Here is a 17,335-nt window from a genome sequence, read left to right as displayed (position 1 = left end):
CCTCAGGGTAGTTCGAGGTCCCCCAATTTCCAGACAGCCTCGAAGGACTCCATGTAGTAGTTGAACAGCTGTCCGCCGGGCACATGCTGGAGGTGTTGAACCGGCGACTTCGCCGCGTATGCGCCGTAGCTGTGGGTATTGACCAGCATCGAACCGTCGAACCGGTAGATGCTGTTGTACAGCGGCGTCCCATGCGTGGCGATCTGCACGTTCGGCGAGCTGGTCGTCTCCTTCAAATACTCCATGGTGGATTTGCAACGCTCCGGGAGAGACATCAAGCCCTCCTCTTTCGCCCGCTTGAGAACCTCGGGCGCATCGGGCTTTCCGAGAAGAATGCGGATTTCCACGCCCTGCGCAGCCTTCTGCTTGACGACGTTCACGAAGTCGAGGGATTCGACCAGGAAACCGCCCGCGTAGACCAGGACATCGATGTGGCTGGTCGCCTGTCGCATGAGCGTCCGCCACACTTCGTGGGGCACGTCCGGGCGAGTGGGCCAGAGCTGCACCAATTCAGACTGGGACGCTGCGGCTGAGCGGCTGCCGGTCAACAGCTCGGGCCACAGGTATGTCTCGTCTCGATCCAAGAGCCGGGCGACCCGCAGACGCATGTCCGGATGCGGTAGCCGATCCTGCGTGATCCACCGCTCGACCGTCTTGGTCGACACTTGGGCCTGCTCGGCAAGGCCGTTCTTGGTCAGATTCGCCGCGTTCATCGCCCCGCGAAGCCGCTCGTTTGCCATGACTCCATGGATCGGGTCATCGGTGGACACCGTGCGCACCAAGATGCTGCCCGGCCACAGCCCTGATGACTGGGAAAACCGTGCCGACCACCTGGCCCACGCCTTCGGTACCCAACATGCCGCCGTCACGGTCGCCGGACCTGCCCTGATCGAAATCAGCTTCCGCCGTACCGATTCCCTCGCCGACCCCGTCGTCGTCCCGTTCGAGTCGATGGCCGGATTCAAGAACGTCACCAACAAGGCCGCATGACCACCGCTGAGATTCCGCTACCCGAAGGAGGCCGCGTCATGACCGATCAACCTGATGCCCCTGCGGCCTCCCTCGGCCGTCTCACCGCCGCCCAACGCCGGGCAATGCCGTCGCTGAAGGACATCGCCGAATCCGCCGCCGAGAAAGAAGGCGTGTGCGCTCGGGTCGTCCCGATGCGTGCTGTCGATGACCGCACCGGCAAGATTTCCTACATCGGCGCCCCGTGCAAATGCCGCTTCGAAGCGATCTGCCCCGCGTGCGCCAAGGCTTACCGCAACCTGCGGATGACACAGCTTCGTGAAGGGTGGTGCCTGGATCAGGAACCGGTCGATGAGACCGTCGAGCCGACCCAGCAACACACCGACCTGCTCAGCATCCGCTCCCACCTGTTCGACCAGTTCCGCCAGGCCCGCGAGTCCGGCGACGACGACATGATGGAATCCATCCGCGCCGCTGTCGCCGACATCGATACCGAGCTGCGCGAACTCGGGGTGAAAGGCCGGTTCCCGTCGCTGGATGAGAAGCCGCGCCGTAAAGCCAAGTCGACCCGTCGTCGTCAGGACGTGCCCGACCTGCCCCGCCGCAAGGTCGAAAAGCGCACTGTCGGAGCGGTGTACAACGGCTACCAGCCCTCCACGTTCCTCACACTCACGTTGCCGTCCTACGGCGAGATCAACCGGGTTTGGGACCCTGCGGCGAAGAACGGCAAAGGCGAGTGGGTCTCGGACGGTTCGCCCGTCGACCCGGACACCTACGACTACTCCCGCGCGGCTCGCGACGCGATCCACTTCGCCGCCCTCTATGACCGGTGGGTACAGAACCTGCGTCGGGCGGTCGGCTGGAACGTGCAACTGTTCGCCACCGTCGAACCCCAGAAACGCGGTGCCCCGCACCTGCACATCGCGATCCGGGGTTCCGTGTCGAACAAGATGCTCCGCGCGGTTACCGCGGCGACCTACCGACAAATCTGGTGGCCCCACTTCGACCGCGAGGTCTACACCGGCGACAACATGCCCGTCTGGGACTACGAGGCCGGCACTTTCGTCGACCCGAAAACCGGCGCCCCACTGACCTCCTGGGATGACGCGCTGGCGGTGATGGACGAGGTAGACGACCTCGAACCCGCCCACGTGATCCGCTTCGGTGTCCAAAAGAAGCCGGTTCAGATCCTCGGCGGCACCGACAAGATGGACACCAAGGTTCGCTACCTGGTTAAGTACCTCACCAAAAGCGTCGCCGACCTGCTCGAACCACCGTCACGCCGGGTAGCCGAACACTACGACCGGCTCCACGCCGAACTATGCGTGACCCCGTGCTCACCGACATGCGGGGTGTGGTTGCGGTACGGCATCGTGCCCAAGGGCGCTACCGAGAAGACCCAACCCGGTCGATGCAAGCGCAAAGCCCACCGTCGCGACACCCTCGGGTTGCCTGGTCGCCGGGTGCTGGTGTCGAAGCTGTGGAGCGGTAAGACCCTCCCCGACCACAAGGCCGAACGACAGGAATTTGTTCGGCAACAACTCGCCGCCGTCGGCATCGTCAAACCCGACACCTCACACCTGCGTGTCTACCCGGTCCCGCCCGGCGACCCCGACGCACCACCACGCGAACACCTCGTCATGGCACTCGTCGCCGCCCGCTCAGCCTGGCGCAACGAGTACAACACCGCCCGCCTGGCGATAGCCGAAACACCGCCTGGCACAACATCTCTCGTTCAGCAATCCAACGCGGCATAGGGAGGAAACCCGCAATGAACACCGAAGAGACGTACCTACGGGCCAAGGACTGCGAAGCCCTCACCGGCATACCGGAAGCGACTTGGCGGTGGTGGGCCCACGTGGGCCAAGGACCAGCGAGCTTCAAGCTCAGCGCCCGCCGACGGGTGTGGCGCAAGTCTGTTGTTCTGGCCTGGATCGAGGAGCGCGAGCGGCTCACCGGAACGCAGGAGGCGGCCTGATGGGTACCTCACCGCGTCGCCACCGACGGTCGGGTGTAGAACCTCGCTGGTACAAGACCGTCACAGTTGTGGCCGAGGATGGCACGAAAACCCGCGAACAGGTGCCCTCGGCGAACTACGGCGTTGGGAAGAAGTGGCGTGCCCGGTACGTGGACGACCAGGGCAACGAGCATGCCAAGGGATTCGACCGCAAAACCGACGCACAAGCCTGGCTCGATACCCAGATGTCCGCGCTGGTACAGGGCACCCATGTCTCGCCCCGAGATGCTCAGCTGACCGTGCAACAGTGGTGCGATCTCTGGATTCAGGGCTACGGGGTACATCGCACGTCCACCGTCCGACAGGCCAAGGTGCACATCAAGCTGATCACTCACGAATTCGGCAACATGCCCTTGGCCGCCGTTCGGCCATCGTCGGTGAAGACCTGGGTGGCGAAGTTGAAGCGTGACGGTCGAGAGGCGAGCTACGTCTACGCCCTGCACTCACGCCTGTCGCAGATCATGAGCGACGCGGTGCATGAGGGGCTGCTGGTTCGTAACCCGTGCTCGCGCCGGACCGCTCCCCCGATGGGAAAGCAAAAGCCGTATGTTGCTACCACACAACAGGTTTGGGCGATCTATGACGCCTTTCCGGAACACCTTCGGGCAGCCGTTCTCCTCGGTGCGTTCGCGGGTCTCCGGGTCGCCGAAGTATCCGCCCTCAGGGTTGAAGACGTCGACCTGATGCGCGGAGTGATCAGCCCGAAGCAGCAATGGAAGAACGAACCGCTCAAGACGGACGCGAGCCGGACCCCGATTCCGATTCCACGGGAGCTGACTCTGCTGCTGTCGGCATCGGTGAAGAAGTGGCCCGCCGACCAGATGGTGACCGACGGCATGGGCAACCCGGCGCCGCCGTGGCACATCGATCGTGCCCTCCGATCTGTGCGGGCTGCGGGCACAGTGAAGGGGCTGCCCGAGGAATTCAGCTTTCATGACTTCCGGCACTACTTCGCTTCGCTGCTGATCGCCAAAAAGGCCGACATCAAGACTGTGCAGGCCCGTCTACGGCACGCGAGCGCGAAGACCACACTCGACACCTACGGGCATCTGTGGCCGGACGCAGACGAGTCCACCCGAACCGCAATCGGTGAAGTGATCGCGGAACGGATGGACTCGGGTACGGCAACTGCGGACGAACTGCGGACAGAGGACCGGGGTTAGATGCTCAGCCGCAGGTCAAGCCATCGAAATGGCTTACACGTCGTAGTAGAGCTCGAACTCGTACGGGTGCGGACGCAGGTTCACCGGCGCGATTTCGTTGTCGCGCTTGAGCTGGATCCAGGTCTCGATCAGGTCCTCGGTGAAGACGTTGCCTTCGGTGAGGTAGTCGTGATCCTGCTCGAGGCGGTCGATGACCGTCGCGAGGCTGGTGGGGGCCTGCGGGATGTTCTTGGCCTCCTCGGGCGGCAGCTCGTAGAGGTCCTTGTCGACCGGAGCCAGCGGCTCGATCTTGTTCTTGATGCCGTCCAGGCCGGCCATCATCATGGCGGCGAAGGCCAGGTACGGGTTACCCGAGGAGTCGGGCGCGCGGAACTCGATGCGCTTGGCCTTCGGGTTGTTGCCCGTCACCGGGATACGCACGGCAGCCGAGCGGTTGCGCTGCGAGTACACCAGGTTGATGGGGGCCTCGTAGCCCGGCACCAGACGGTGGTAGGAGTTGACGGTCGGGTTGGTGAACGCCAGCAGCGACGGGGCGTGGTGCAGGATGCCGCCGATGTAGTGACGCGCCAGATCCGACAGGCCGCCGTAGCCGGCCTCGTCGTGGAACAGCGGCTTGCCGTCCTTCCACAGCGACTGGTGCACGTGCATGCCCGAGCCGTTGTCACCGAAGAGGGGCTTCGGCATGAAGGTGACAGACTTGCCTTCCTGCCACGCGGTGTTCTTCACGATGTACTTGAACAGCTGCAGGTCGTCCGCGGCGCCCAGCAGAGTGCCGAACTTGTAGTTGATCTCGGCCTGACCGGCGGTGCCGACCTCGTGGTGGCCACGCTCGAGCTCGAAGCCCGCGTTCTGCAGGTTGGTCGAGATCTTGTCGCGCAGGTCGACGTAGTGGTCGTACGGGGCGACGGGGAAGTAACCGCCCTTGTTGCGGACCTTGTAGCCGAGGTTGCGGCTGCCGTCCGGGTTGAACTCGTTGCCGGTGTTCCACGAGCCCGAGATCGACTCGATCTCGTAGAACGAGCCGTTCATGCCCGAGCCGTAACGGATGCCGTCGAAGATGTAGAACTCGGCCTCGGCACCGAAGTACGCGGTGTCGGCGATACCGGTCGAACGCAGGTACTCCTCCGCCTTGCGCGCGATGTTGCGCGGGTCGCGGGAGTACGCCTCACGGGTGAACGGGTCGTGCACGAAGAAGTTCAGGTTGAGCGTCTTCGCGGCACGGAACGGGTCGATCCGGGCGGTGCTGAAGTCGGGGAGCAGGAGCATGTCCGACTCGTCGATCGACTGGAAGCCACGCACCGAGGAACCGTCGAACGCGAGACCCTCTTCGGCCAGGTCGGCGGTGAACGCCTTGGCCGGGATCGAGAAGTGCTGCTGGACGCCGGGAAGGTCCGAGAAACGGATATCGACGTATTCGATGTCCTGTTCCTTGATGTACTGGATGACCTCTTCGGCCGTGCTGAACGTCACTTGTTCTCCTTACGGATCGGTTCCCAGCCCGTCACGATGCGTGGGTTCGTCGCGACCTGACGTTATGGACGCGGTGTTTCCCTACAGTCAAGGCTGTGTTTCGCCAGTGTTACGCGCATGCCGGGCGACGGTGATGTCTGCCATCCGGGCGCGACCTGCAGGCCCAATCCTGCCATCTTCACTTGCGCGCGCTCACGTGACCTCCGTCAATGCGGTCGGTAGCCGCCCCTGACCCGGCTCTATCCTGGAACTCATGGCGCGCATCACCGGCACATGGCTCTCGGGCAATCCCACCGAAGGCGACGACGAGACACCGGGTTACCCCGGCGAGCTCTACGGGTTGCCTCGCGAGGGCGCGGGCTCGCTGGCCCCGACGTGGCGGCGGGTGGTGGCGCTGTTCGTCGACTGGTTCATCGCGGTGGGCATCGCGGCCGTCATCACCGGCAGTTTCGCGTCGTCGTCGGTGCCGCTGCTGGTGTGGTTCGTGATCGGTGTGCTCGCGGTGACGCTGTTCGGGTTCACCCCCGGCCAGTACTTCCTGCGGATGCGGGTGGCGCGGATCGACGCGCCCGTGCCGGTCGGGTTCGTGCGCGCGCTGGCCCGGCAGGTGCTGGTGTTCTTCGTGGTGCCCGCCCTGTTCACCGATGCCGACGGCCGCGGCATGCACGATCAGGCCACCGGCACCGCTCTGGTCAACGCCCGCTGATCGAGCGCGTGGCGTGCGGCGCGGCCATACGATCGGGCCGTGTCACTGAATCCGGCCCTACTGGCCGTACGTTTTCTGCTCGAACTGATCGCCATCACCTCGTTCGGGGTGTTCGGCTGGCGTGCCTTCGATTCCCCGTGGCGATATCTGCTCGTCGTGGTGCTGCCGGTCGCGGCGGCTGTGCTGTGGGGCACGCTCGCGGTCCCCGACGACCCGAGCCGCAGCGGTGACGCGCCGGTGCCGGTCCCCGGTCCGGTGCGGCTCGGCGTCGAGTTCGCGGTGCTGTTCGGCGGGGCCGCGGCCCTCTGGGCAGCGGGGCTGCCACGGTTGGTGCTGATCTCGGCGGCTGTCCTCGTCGGCTATCACCTGCTGGCCTACGACCGTGTCCTGTGGCTGCTGACCGGCCGCACGCCCCAGGCCTGAAAGCGGCGAGCCCGCCACCTCCCATGGTGACGGGCTCGCGACGGGGTGGATCAGCGGCGACGGATGGCGCGCTGCATGCCCTTCATCTTCGCGCCCGGGGGCATCGGGCCCTTCGGCATCGCGGGACCGCCGCTGCGGGAGCTGAGGGCCGAGAGCCTGCCCTCGATCTGGTCGATCCGCTTGACGTCGATATTGCGCGGCAGCTTGGTGAGGAACTTCTGCAGATCCTTGAGCGGGGTCTGCCCTTCCTCGTTGCCGACGATCACCTCGTAGATGGGGGTGTCACCGATGAGGCGCCCGGTGCGCTTCTTCTCCTGCGCGATGAGCGACTTGACCCGCTGCGGCGAACCCTCGGCGACGAAGATGACGCCCGGCAGACCGATCACGCGGTGCACCGCGTCGAGCTGGGTGGTCGCGGCCACGCCGTTGGCGACCCGCCACTTGCCCTGCAGGTTCTCCAGCACCCACGCCGCCGCGCCCGCCTGACCCTCGGCCTTGCGGTAGACGTTCTTCTGCACGCGCCGCCCGAAGATGATGAAGGCGAACAGCACACCGAGCAGCAGACCGAGGGGCAGCAGGAACCACTGCATGTCGAAGATCAGGCCGATGACGAAGAACACCACCGTCGTGGCCACGAGTGCGCCGATCATCAGCGGCAGCAGCGCCTTGTCTTCCTTGCGCTGCATGTTGAACGCCTGCCACAACTGCTGACGACGTTCGCGTGATGCCTGCTTACGGGCCGCTTTAGCCGCGGCCTTGGCTTCCTTCGACGGCTTGCCGCCCTTGCCTCCTGCCATGGTGTTCAGCTTAGATGCACGCTCGCGCGCCGGTCGGACCGCATGACACTCGCGACGATTCGCCGCACTTTCCGCCGCGTGTCCGGCGAGAATGGCGCAGGTGCGCCCGATCACCGACAACAGTGCCCACTCCCCCGTCACCGACGGTGCCGACGACGACGTGGCCGAACGACTTGCCGCGGCCCTGCGCTGCGCGACGGTCTCGGCCGACGATCCCGCCCGCAGCGCCGACGCCGAGTTCGCCCGCCTGGCCGAGCACCTCGAGGCCGCGTTCCCGCTGACCCACGCCGAGCTCGACCTCACCCTGTTCGGCCGCAGCAGGCTCTACCGCTGGCCGGGTGTCGAGGAGGGCGTGTCGGCGATTCTGCTGGCCCATCAGGACGTGGTCCCGGCCGACGACCCGCAGCGCTGGACCCATCCGCCGTTCGCCGGTGTGGTCGACGACGAGTTCATCTGGGGCCGGGGCGCGATCGACGACAAGAGCCGCGTGCTCGCCGTCCTCGAGGCCGTCGAGTGGGCATTGCGGAACGGAATCCGGCCGAGCCGCACGGTCTACCTGGCCTTCGGTCACGACGAGGAGGTGTTCGGCGACGGCGGCGCGGTGCGCATGGCCGGGCACCTGCGCGACCTCGGCGTCCGGGCCGATCTGCTGCTCGACGAGGGCGGTGTCATCACCGACGGGGTCGCCGACGGCGTCGACCGGCCGGTCGCCAGCATCATGCTCGGCGAGAAGGGCTACGCGACGGTGCGGCTCTCGGTGACCGAGACCGGCGGGCACTCCTCGATGCCCGGGCGGCAGACCGCGGTCGGCAGACTGGCCCGCGCGGTGGCCCGGGTGCAGGACCGGCCGATGCCGTTGCGGCTGACGCCGGTGATCGCCGACATGCTGGCCCGGATGCGCGTGGCGCTGCCCGGGCCACGCCGCAAGCTGCTCGGGCTCACCGATTCCGAGGTGCTGTCGCGGCTCGCGGCACCGCTGCTCACCCGGATCATGGCACTGGCTCCCAGTACGGAAGCGCTCGTGCGTACGACGACGGCACCCACGGTGATCGCGGGTGGGGTGAAGGCCAATGTGCTGCCGCAGAGCGCGGAGGCGCTGGTGAATTTCCGTATCCTGCCCGGTGATTCGGTCGCGGCCGTCCTCGCGCACTGCCGCCGGGTGATCGGCGACGACGGCGTGACGGTCGAACTCGTCGGCCCCACGTCGGAACCGTCGCAGGTCAGCGGCGCCGGACCCGCCTACGACGTCATCGCCGACATCGCCACCGATTTGGTGCCGGGCATCGTGACGACGACCGGGCTGGTGCCCGGTGCGACCGACTCCCGCCACTACGACGATTTGGTCGAAACGCGCTGCAACTTCGCGCCGATTGTGCTCGACGCCAAAGACCTGGAACGTATCCACGGAACCGACGAGCGGATCTCACGGCTCAACTACGCTCGGCTGATCGAATTCAATCGGCGTCTGATCCAGTGGCTCGCGTCGAGCGACGCACCCGAGCAGGCCACGACCGGCCGGACAGCGCCCGAGCCGACAGGAACGCAGCAATGACAACCGACACCGGTGACTTCGCGGGTAACGGCGGCCGGATCGCCTGGCGCGCATGGCGACCCGAGACACCGCGCGCGGTGGTGACGCTCGTGCACGGCGTGGCCGAACACTCCGGCCGTTACGAATACCTCGGCGCCGCGCTGGCAGAGGCCGGGTTCGCGGTGTACGCCCTCGATCATGTCGGACACGGGCGGTCCGGCGGTCGTCGCGCCAACATCGATTCGATGGACGCCGCCGCCGACAATGTGACGACCCTGCTCGACCTCGCGAGCACCGCCAACCCTGGGCTGCCGCGATTTGTGCTCGGGCATTCGATGGGCGCTCTCGTCGTGCTGCACCTGGCTACCCGCGCGCCCCTCGACGTAACCGGCGTGGTGGTATCGGCGCCGCCGCTCGACATCCCGCTCGGCAACCCGGTTCAGCGGGCCGCCGCACCACTGCTCACCCGGTTCGCCCCGAATCTCGGTGTGCTGAAACTGGATTCGTCGCAGATCAGCCGCGATCCCGACGTGGTTCGCGCCTATGACAACGACCCGCTGGTGTTCCGCGGCAAGCTACCCGCCCGCACCGCCGTGGAAATCTTGCGTCACACCGACCTGGTGAAACAACGCCTCGGTTCGCTCACCGCACCGCTGCTCGTGCTGCACGGCACCGGCGACGCGATCGCCGCGCCGTCGAGCGCCGACGTACTCGAACGCGACGCGGGCTCGGCCGACAAGACCGTGCGCCGCTACGCGGGCTACTACCACGAGGTCTTCAACGAACCCGAGCGCGACGAGGTGATCGGCGACGTCGTCGACTGGCTCACGGCCCATATTACCGACAAGTAACTTGTCGGCTAGTAGACTCCGACCATGGGAAACACCACTTCCGGCGCCGTCGCCTTCATCCGCGCCAGCTGGCACAGTTCCATCGTCAACAAAGCACACGAGGGCTTCCTCGCCGAGTACGCCGACCTGGGCTTCGACCAGGCGGTGGTCGAGGTGTTCGACGTGCCCGGTGCCTTCGAGATCCCGTTGCACGCCAAGCGCCTGGCCGCCACCGGCCGCTACGAGGCGATCGTCGCTGCCGCCTTGGTCGTCGACGGCGGCATCTACCGCCACGACTTCGTCGCCTCGGCGGTGATCGACGGCCTGATGCGCGTGCAGCTCGACACCGATGTGCCGGTGTTCTCGGTGGTGCTCACCCCGCATCACTTCCACGAGCACAGCGAGCACGTGGACTACTACACCAACCACTTCGTGACGAAGGGAGCCGAGGCTGCCCGCGCGGTGGCGAACACCCTCAGCTCCCTTCGATCGCTGCCGGTTTCCTGACCTACTGGAACTGACTCCAGCAGACCTGCTCGCCCTGCAGGACGCCGGTGCGGAAGGCCTCGAGTCGCTGGTATCCGCTCGGCACCACCTTGCCGTCGACATCGCTGGCGGCGAGGCCGTCGGCGAGCAGGCCGGAGACCGCTTCGTCGAGGTCGCCCGCCGACAGTCGCGGATCACTGCCCGGCTCGCTGAGTTTCGTGGTGAGCGCACCCGACAGGCAGGCCGTGCGAAGGCCCGCGGTGGCCGCGCCGGTCAGTGAGACCTTCCGATCCTGTTGCAGCGCAAGCGCGTAACGGGAGACGAAGACCACGGCGGCGTTGTAGTCGCCGGTGACGACCGCCGACAGCGGTTCCTCCGCACCGCTCGCGCCTTCTCCGGCCCGCTCGGCCATGGCGGGCACGTCGGTGCCGATGGTGTTGGACGAAGGGCAGTACGAGACCGGTTCGGTCGTGGTCGTTTTCGCGCAGTTGCGGGTGACGCCGCTGTAGTCGAACTTCGGCACGTTCTGCACGGGCATCGACTTGCCGAGCTGGGTGGCGAGCGTGCTGAGCGTTTCCTTGTCCACCGGCAACTGCTTGTCGCGCTCGTCCTCCTCGAAGGTGACCGGCAGCCCCTCGCGGCGCTTGGCGATCTCGTCCTTGTCGATGGCCTTACACGCCTTGGCGCCGTCGGTGTAACCCATCTGCACCGCGGTGACCCGCTCGAACGCCGAACCGTGGATGGCGTCGGGATCGTTGGGGTCACGGTCGCGCACGGCGACGGTCGCACCGAGGACACCGTTGAGGCCGTCGGTGGTGTTGAGGGTGAAGTGCTTCGAATTGCCTTCCGCCACATGGCGGAGGAACACACCGGCCAGGCAGTCGGCCTGCTGCTCCTTCACCAGGCCGTCCATCAGGAACCCGCGCAGCAGGTCGGCCTGCGCCTGGATGGCGTGCCCGTACTCGTGGGCCAGCACCATCACCACCGACATCTCCTTGTACTTGTCGACCAGCAGCGGCAACAGCACCTCACGGTCCCAACCGATGGTGTGGTCGAGCGGGCAGTACGCGGCATTGACCAGCTTGTAGGTGCTGCCGAAGCAGAACTCCACCGACTCGGCCTCCGAGGCCCGCGCCGACCAGGAGATGTACTTCGAAGCCGGCTTGAAGTCGCCGCGGAAAGTCTTGGAATACTCCCCCTGCCAATACTCTTCGATGTCGGCGATCGCGTTCATCGCGAGCTTGTCGATGGCACCATTGTCGGTGTTCTCGGCCTTCTTGTCGGTGTCGGGCACACCCGGGCGCGGGCCGCTCGGCCCCTCGCTCGAGGTCGCGCCCGCCACCTCCCACGGGTTGTCCTGCGTAGGTACCGCCTGGTCACCGGTGACGGTGTTCGCCGTCGAGCAACCGGTGACCAGCACCCCCACACTCATCAGTGCCGCGGCCGCGGCCACGCCGAACCGATGTCTTCTCATACGCTGTCCTCCCCGGAAATGACGCGGACACGAAGCCTCCGCTGTCGAGCGCTCACATGGTAATCCAGAAGTGTCAGCGGTCCATTCGGAGCGTGGCGAGCACAGCGCGATGATCGGTGCCCGGAAGGGTCAGTGTGCGAACGTCTTCGGCGACACCACCGGCGACGAGCACGTAGTCGATACCGAGCAACGGACCCCAGCGGCGGTCGGCGGGGTAGGTGAGCAGGATGCCGTCGCCGGTCTGGTCGGCGGCCGAGGCGAACGGGCCGTCGAGCAGTGCCCGGTAGGCCGAATGATTCTGGGTCGCATTGAAATCCGCGCCGACGATCGCGGGCGCGCTGGTGGCGGCGAGGATCTCGTCGACCCGGCGCATCTCGTTCGACCACGCCACGAAGTCCAGGTTCGGCGGCATCGGATGGAAGGCGAACACCGAGATCGGGCCGCGCTGCGGGTGTTCCATGGTCGCGCCGAGGTTGCTCATCACGAATCCGTCGAACTTCCTGGTGTCGCGCAAGGGATAGCGGCTGTAGATTCCGGTGCCTCCCCCGCCCGCGTGGGCCGCTTCGAGGTAGACGTGCGGAAGCTGCTCCTCCAATCCGGCCGCGCGCAGCGCCGTGATCGCGTCGAAGGTCAGTTCCTCGACGGTGAGTAGATCGACGTCGTTGTCGCGCACCGTCGAGACCACCGCCTTCGGGTCGGCCTTGCCGAAGAGAATGTTCGACTGCAGCACAACCACTTCCGGCCCGTCCGCGGCCCGTGCCTCGGGAACGTAGGACGGCACGACCAGCGCGCCTGCCCCCACCAGCACCGCCGCACCAACGGCGGCACTGCGCCACCCACGCGCGAGCAGCAGCAACACCACCCCCACCACGGCGCCGAGCATCAACCACATCGCCCCCGAAGCCAGCAAGACCAACGTTCTCTGCTGCCAGTTCCCGACGTGCAACACGATCCCGGCCACCGCCGCGATCACTGCGCCCCACCCCAGGACGAGCAGCGCTCGATCCATCCATTCACGCATCATGCGAGCAGCCTAAGCGGGCACGCATCAGGCCTGGATGTGGTGCCTCTGAGGATTCTCTGAGGGGCCTACACTGGCCGCCGAGAAGGAGGTGGCCGTGTACATCGAACAATTCAGTGCCGCCGGGCAGCTCACCGAGCAGGCGGTCGAGGACCTGATGACCGTCGCGACGAGCCGCACCCCCGCGATCACGGTGACCGTCGGGACCCGGACCGTGCAGCTGCCGGTCCTGCCCGTCTGCTGGCCGGAACTCGACGTCCGCGCGGGCACCCCGATCACCGTGGAAACGACCGACCCCGAGGCCCTGCGCGAGTTCGTCACGACCTTCCAGCGCGTGACCGGCGCACCGGACTAGAGGGGCATCCCCGCTTCGATCCAGTTGTAGGCCTGGATCTTTCGCGACGCCGGATCGTTGACGACCTGGTTGATGAGATCGTTGATCTGATCGGTCGACAGCGGATAACCGTAGTGTTCGGCCGCGCCCGCCGAGGCCCAGAGCGACGCGAACAGGCCCGGCCCGCCCAGGATGTGGGTGAGCGCGTTGGCCACCTCGTCGACGGTATCGATGACGCCGTGCACCAGGGCGATCGCGATGTCCTCGTCACCCGGGACCGCACCGGGCGCCAGCGCACCGGACTCGACCGCCCGCGCGGCGAGCCACTCACGCGGGATCAGCGGGTTGGGGCCGATGGCGTCGCCGAGGTAGTAGCGCCATTCACCGGGGTTGCCCTGGTCGAAGGCGTGGATGTAGAAGGTGCGGGTGAGCGCCCACAGCGCGATGTAGCGCAACGCGACCTGTTCGGGGCTCAGTTCCACCACCTCGGGACCGCTCGCCCGGTCCTGCTCGAGCAGTGCCCACGAGTAGGTGAACCAGACCAGTTCGGAATTGCCGACCCAGGTGGCGGGCAGCCGTTCGGCCAGCGCGGCCACATCGGCGGCGGGGCCGTCGAAGCCGGGAGCACCGGACGCCTCGGCACGCAGGTTCTCCACATAGCCGCGCAGGGCGTCGACGGAGGTGAACACCGCGTAGCCCAGCTGGGAGAAGCGGGTGAGGTCGGCATCGGCCGGTTCGAGCAGCAGCACCACGGGCATCCCGACACCGGGCTGCAGCCCCTCGGGCCAGAACGCCTCCGCCACCGCGAGTTCGCGGCCGGTGATGGGGTCGGAGACCTCGCTGTCGAGCAGCGGGAAACCGAAACCGTCGGCGACGAGGTCCTCCACGAGGGCGTTCACCTGGTCGACGGCCGGGTCGCCGACCGTGACACCGGCGACACCGACCGTCAGCAGCGTCGGCCGGTGCAAGTTGCCAGTGCGCAGCTTCTCCAGGAACGTATCGGCCGCCCGTGACAGCTGCATGCGTCGCGCGCGCAGGAATTCGCGATAGTTCTCCACGCGCCACAGGTTGGGGTCGGTGGGAATCCACTGAGAGGCGAGGACGCCCGGGTTGCGCCGCTCCATCTCCGCGAAGTAGTCCGCCGGTTCACGCTCGCCCACTTCGGCTTCCGAGCCGGGACTCAGGAAGCAGAAGTTGGCGATCGCGTTGATCTCGTTGCGCTCGTAGCCGTATTCGCGCAGCAGGGTTTTGGGGAACAGGTAGTGCACCTGCACCGGGGTGCGGTCACCGAACTGTTCGATGCCGAGTTCGGTTCCCGTGCCGAGATCGCGCGAACCGTCCACGCGGGTGAGCAGGTACAGCAGCGGGTAGAAACGCGAACCGCGGGTGGCGCCGGCGAAGTCGTCGGCGCACAGGTCGAGCGAGCCGCCGCGAAGGCGTTCCAGGGAGGCGATCAGCGCGTCGATACCGCCGCGTTCGAGGGTGTCGTAGTCCTGCTGCAGGAAAGTCTCGGTCGACCCGCTGAAGCGGCCCCACAGCGCCGAATGGATGTACCAGTACAGCACCCGGTCGCGGTGCAGGTCGTTGTCGAACTGCCCGCCGTTGAGGAACAGCAGCCGGGTGATGACCGGAATCGCGTAGCGGCCCATCAGGACTCGGTCGTGGTCGAGGCCGAGCCTGCCCGCGACGGTGTCGAGGAAGGTGTCGACCTGGCGCGCCGACTCGCTGAGCGCCAGCTCGAATTCGGCGGGCTCGAGGTCGCCGAGGGCGTCGAAATGGGAGCGCCCGTTGCCGACCGCGATCACATTGCGCAGCAGCCAGTCGAGGGTGAAGGTGTAGCCGTCCTTGTCCCAGCGGATCAGGTGATCGCGCAGGTTGCCGCGCGCCTGCGGCCACTGGGCACACAGGGTGGCCAGCGCCAGGTCGCCCTTGGAGAGTTTGGTGCCGCCGGAGTTCACCCGGTTGAAGATGTCGACCACCTCGTCGACCGTGCGGTCCGAGCCGGTGATGGTCTCGACATTGAACTCGCGGTGGGTGATCTCGCGCAGCTTGTTCAACCGGTCCAGGTACAGCGCCAGGGTTTCCGGCGACTCGTCGGGGAACCGGGACATGTAGTGCATCGGGCCGAGCGCGAACAGTTCGGTGACATCGATCCACGCCGGGCTGATGTCGCGGCCGGGCACCTGGAACTCGAAAAGCTCACGCTCGACATCGAAATGGAGGCCGGTGAACGCCACGGCGTCGCCCTCGAAGAACGACGGCGCCTTCCCGCGCACGATGCCGTAGAGGGTGGTGATGCGCTGCTGGCCGTCGAGCAGCAGCTGCCGCAGGCCCGAGCCGGCGGCCGTGCCGCGCACCGCGATGTCGTCGGATCCGGTCTCCCACACCAGCAAGCCACCGACCGGGTACCCCAGGTACAGCGACCGCATGAGCCCACGCACCTGATCGCGGTTCCACACGTACCCGCGCTGGAACTCCGGCAGCAGCACGGCCCCGGAATCGATCTGGTCGAGCAGGGTGGACAGACGTGTCACGACAGCCTTTCGATCGCGTTCCTCCTAGCGGCGAACCGCCCCATCGTCGCACGGATCGTACCGACAGGCTCCGACATCCCAGCGCCCGAACAGGACTGGCGGCTCGCGTGCCGCGCTACCCGGTCCCGGCCACCGCGGCACGGAATTCCGCGGAGGCGTAGAACGGCGCGAGCCTGCGTCGCAACAGCGCGTCGAGATAGCCGCGTTCGTCGAGCTTTTCGAGCACCGACGGGCCGAAACGCAGTGCCTCCTCCATGATGTCGGCGCGGCTCACGCCGAGCTCGGCCAGGAGTTCGGTGAGTGCGGTGTCGCCGTACTTGTCGAAGACGTGGTCGATGCCCTCGTCCAGCAGCGCGTGGAAGTAGTCGGTGTCGCGGAAGGAGCGCCAGAATTCGAAGGCGAGCACGACGATGTCCTCGACATCGTCGGCCGAGACCACCTCACGGAACGTGCCGACGGAATCGCCGACGTGCTTGCGCCAGGTCTCGCGGGCGGTGTCGATGAGTACCTCGTCGGCGTCGTTGCTGTTGCCGCGCAACACGAATCGCGCACCGGTGCGGGTGATGCGGCCGACGCCGTTCTCGATCACGGGCATCGCCGGTTCGGCCAGTCGCGACAGCGCGCCACGCAGCGAGGCGGCCAGCCCGCCGCCCTCCACATGGCGCCCGTCGTCGACCGCGGTCACCACCGCGCGCTGCACGGCCTCCACGCAGGCGTCGACGGTGACGGGGCTGTTCAGCACCATGCGCAGGAGCCGGTGCGTCACCTCCATGCCCGCGATCGCGTCGACGAGGTCGTCGAAGTGGCGGGTGTCGACCACCTCGCCGACCTCCATCTCGTCGTTGACGCGATGGTTGTACAACCGCGCGGCCACCTCACCGACGAGTTCGGGGATGGCGCCCTCGACGGGGAACTGCACCGCGTACTTGTGCGCGACGGCCTTGATCTGCTCGCGGGTGACGGCCTCGGCCAGGGTCAGCACGTCGGCCTCGGCGAGCGCGCCGTCCACCTCCTCGGTGATCAGTTCGAGAAAAGCCGCGGGATCGCGCAGCCGTCGCTTCTCGAAGGCCACGTGCGCGTCGAGTACCCGCATGGCGAGGTCGATGTCCATGGTGCCCAGATTGGCACACTTCGCGGCGGCGGGTGAGCGAGGCCGAACGATGACCGAAACCGTGTGCGACACGCCCGGGGATTTCCGCAGACTCCGCCCATACGGTGGTGTGATGCGACCGAATGCGCGGTTTGCTGACGAGTGTGGCATACTTGGACGCTGAGACTGGGCTGATCGCAAGTGATCGCCGTGGCTCACCTACGGAAAAGACTTTTAAAAACATGACTCAAGGCACTGTTAAGTGGTTCAACGGCGAAAAGGGCTTCGGCTTCATCGCCCAAGACGGAGGCGGCCCCGACGTCTTCGTGCATTACTCGGCCATCGGCGGCTCGGGCTTCAAGTCGCTCGAAGAGGGCCAGCGCGTGGAGTTCGAGGTCGGTCAGGGCCAGAAGGGCCCCCAGGCTCAGGACGTCCGCGCCATCTGATTTCGGCGTGATGCTGTAGGAAGGCCCCGCACCACTGGTGCGGG

18 protein-coding genes are annotated in these 17,335 nt (G+C 66.6%); 11 read left to right on the top strand and 7 right to left on the bottom strand.

Features of this window, described 5'->3' with window-relative positions; genetic code table 11:
* Window positions 1–2: 2 nt before the first annotated feature.
* Window positions 3–770: an XRE family transcriptional regulator gene (locus AB0I35_RS23560; RefSeq protein ID WP_357398342.1), complete on the bottom strand. Its 768-nt coding sequence runs from the start codon at window positions 768–770 to the stop codon at window positions 3–5.
* On the opposite strand from AB0I35_RS23560, the gene AB0I35_RS23555 reads away from it, so the two are divergent.
* The 4 genes from AB0I35_RS23555 (at window position 763) to AB0I35_RS23540 (ending at window position 4,149) form a co-directional block, all read left to right on the top strand.
* Entirely contained in the window at window positions 763–990 is a 228-nt protein-coding gene (locus AB0I35_RS23555; protein WP_357398341.1) for a hypothetical protein, read from the top strand. The genes AB0I35_RS23560 and AB0I35_RS23555 overlap by 8 nt on opposite strands.
* A 38-nt stretch (window positions 991–1,028) precedes the next feature.
* Window positions 1,029–2,726: a replication initiator gene (locus AB0I35_RS23550; protein ID WP_357398340.1), complete on the top strand. Its 1,698-nt coding sequence runs from the start codon at window positions 1,029–1,031 to the stop codon at window positions 2,724–2,726.
* Window positions 2,727–2,740: 14 nt separating this feature from the next.
* Window positions 2,741–2,947 (top strand): DNA-binding protein, encoded by a 207-nt coding sequence (locus AB0I35_RS23545; protein WP_357398339.1) that lies wholly within the window; start codon window positions 2,741–2,743, stop codon window positions 2,945–2,947.
* A 68-nt stretch (window positions 2,948–3,015) separates the two neighbouring features.
* Window positions 3,016–4,149, top strand: a complete 1,134-nt coding sequence (locus tag AB0I35_RS23540; protein ID WP_357398338.1) for a site-specific integrase — start codon at window positions 3,016–3,018, stop codon at window positions 4,147–4,149.
* A 33-nt stretch (window positions 4,150–4,182) separates the two neighbouring features.
* On the opposite strand, the gene glnA is transcribed toward AB0I35_RS23540, so the two are convergent.
* Window positions 4,183–5,619, bottom strand: coding sequence for a type I glutamate--ammonia ligase (gene glnA / locus AB0I35_RS23535; RefSeq protein ID WP_067642193.1), 1,437 nt, complete (start codon window positions 5,617–5,619; stop codon window positions 4,183–4,185).
* A gap of 253 nt (window positions 5,620–5,872) precedes the next feature.
* Here glnA and AB0I35_RS23530 point away from each other — a divergent pair, with 253 nt between their 5' ends.
* Window positions 5,873–6,325 (top strand): RDD family protein, encoded by a 453-nt coding sequence (locus AB0I35_RS23530; protein ID WP_357398337.1) that lies wholly within the window; start codon window positions 5,873–5,875, stop codon window positions 6,323–6,325.
* A 39-nt stretch (window positions 6,326–6,364) separates the two neighbouring features.
* Entirely contained in the window at window positions 6,365–6,748 is a 384-nt protein-coding gene (locus AB0I35_RS23525; protein ID WP_357398335.1) for a YrdB family protein, read from the top strand.
* 50 nt (window positions 6,749–6,798) lie between these two features.
* Here the strand turns inward: AB0I35_RS23525 and AB0I35_RS23520 are convergent, their stop codons facing one another.
* Entirely contained in the window at window positions 6,799–7,545 is a 747-nt protein-coding gene (locus AB0I35_RS23520) for a DUF4191 domain-containing protein (RefSeq protein ID WP_067487348.1), read from the bottom strand.
* A gap of 100 nt (window positions 7,546–7,645) precedes the next feature.
* On the opposite strand from AB0I35_RS23520, the gene AB0I35_RS23515 reads away from it, so the two are divergent.
* Genes AB0I35_RS23515 through AB0I35_RS23505 form a run of 3 tightly spaced genes read left to right on the top strand, consistent with a single transcriptional unit; the run spans window position 7,646 to window position 10,413 of the window.
* Complete coding sequence (locus AB0I35_RS23515) at window positions 7,646–9,097, top strand: M20/M25/M40 family metallo-hydrolase (RefSeq protein WP_357398334.1); 1,452 nt, start codon at window positions 7,646–7,648, stop codon at window positions 9,095–9,097.
* Complete coding sequence (locus AB0I35_RS23510; protein ID WP_357398332.1) at window positions 9,094–9,927, top strand: lysophospholipase; 834 nt, start codon at window positions 9,094–9,096, stop codon at window positions 9,925–9,927. Before AB0I35_RS23515 ends, AB0I35_RS23510 begins: the two co-directional genes overlap by 4 nt.
* 24 nt (window positions 9,928–9,951) lie before the next feature.
* A complete protein-coding gene (locus AB0I35_RS23505) occupies window positions 9,952–10,413 on the top strand; it encodes a 6,7-dimethyl-8-ribityllumazine synthase (protein ID WP_067487344.1) in 462 nt (153 codons plus the stop codon).
* A gap of 1 nt (window position 10,414) precedes the next feature.
* Here the strand turns inward: AB0I35_RS23505 and AB0I35_RS23500 are convergent, their stop codons facing one another.
* The gene (locus AB0I35_RS23500) at window positions 10,415–11,866 is read right to left on the bottom strand and encodes a metallopeptidase (RefSeq protein WP_357398331.1); all 1,452 of its coding nucleotides are present in this window, start codon (window positions 11,864–11,866) and stop codon (window positions 10,415–10,417) included.
* A 73-nt stretch (window positions 11,867–11,939) separates the two neighbouring features.
* Window positions 11,940–12,890 (bottom strand): endonuclease/exonuclease/phosphatase family protein, encoded by a 951-nt coding sequence (locus AB0I35_RS23495; RefSeq protein WP_084457403.1) that lies wholly within the window; start codon window positions 12,888–12,890, stop codon window positions 11,940–11,942.
* Window positions 12,891–12,984: 94 nt separating this feature from the next.
* Between AB0I35_RS23495 and AB0I35_RS23490 the strand changes: the two genes are divergently transcribed.
* Complete coding sequence (locus tag AB0I35_RS23490; RefSeq protein ID WP_357398329.1) at window positions 12,985–13,242, top strand: hypothetical protein; 258 nt, start codon at window positions 12,985–12,987, stop codon at window positions 13,240–13,242.
* Here AB0I35_RS23490 and AB0I35_RS23485 read toward each other — a convergent pair.
* Both AB0I35_RS23485 and AB0I35_RS23480 read right to left on the bottom strand, forming a co-directional pair.
* Window positions 13,239–15,755, bottom strand: a complete 2,517-nt coding sequence (locus tag AB0I35_RS23485; protein ID WP_067487334.1) for a DUF262 domain-containing protein — start codon at window positions 15,753–15,755, stop codon at window positions 13,239–13,241. The genes AB0I35_RS23490 and AB0I35_RS23485 overlap by 4 nt on opposite strands.
* A gap of 115 nt (window positions 15,756–15,870) precedes the next feature.
* Window positions 15,871–16,866, bottom strand: a complete 996-nt coding sequence (locus AB0I35_RS23480; protein WP_357398328.1) for a hypothetical protein — start codon at window positions 16,864–16,866, stop codon at window positions 15,871–15,873.
* Window positions 16,867–17,087: 221 nt separating this feature from the next.
* Between AB0I35_RS23480 and AB0I35_RS23475 the strand changes: the two genes are divergently transcribed.
* Window positions 17,088–17,291, top strand: a complete 204-nt coding sequence (locus tag AB0I35_RS23475; RefSeq protein WP_056821080.1) for a cold-shock protein — start codon at window positions 17,088–17,090, stop codon at window positions 17,289–17,291.
* Window positions 17,292–17,335 lie beyond the last annotated feature (44 nt).

The sequence above is a fragment of the Nocardia sp. NPDC050378 genome, assembly GCF_040655675.1.
Classification (GTDB): Bacteria; Actinomycetota; Actinomycetes; order Mycobacteriales; family Mycobacteriaceae; genus Nocardia; species Nocardia coubleae.
Note: the sequence above shows the minus strand (reverse complement) of the source record. Positions and strands in the feature narration are given on the sequence as shown.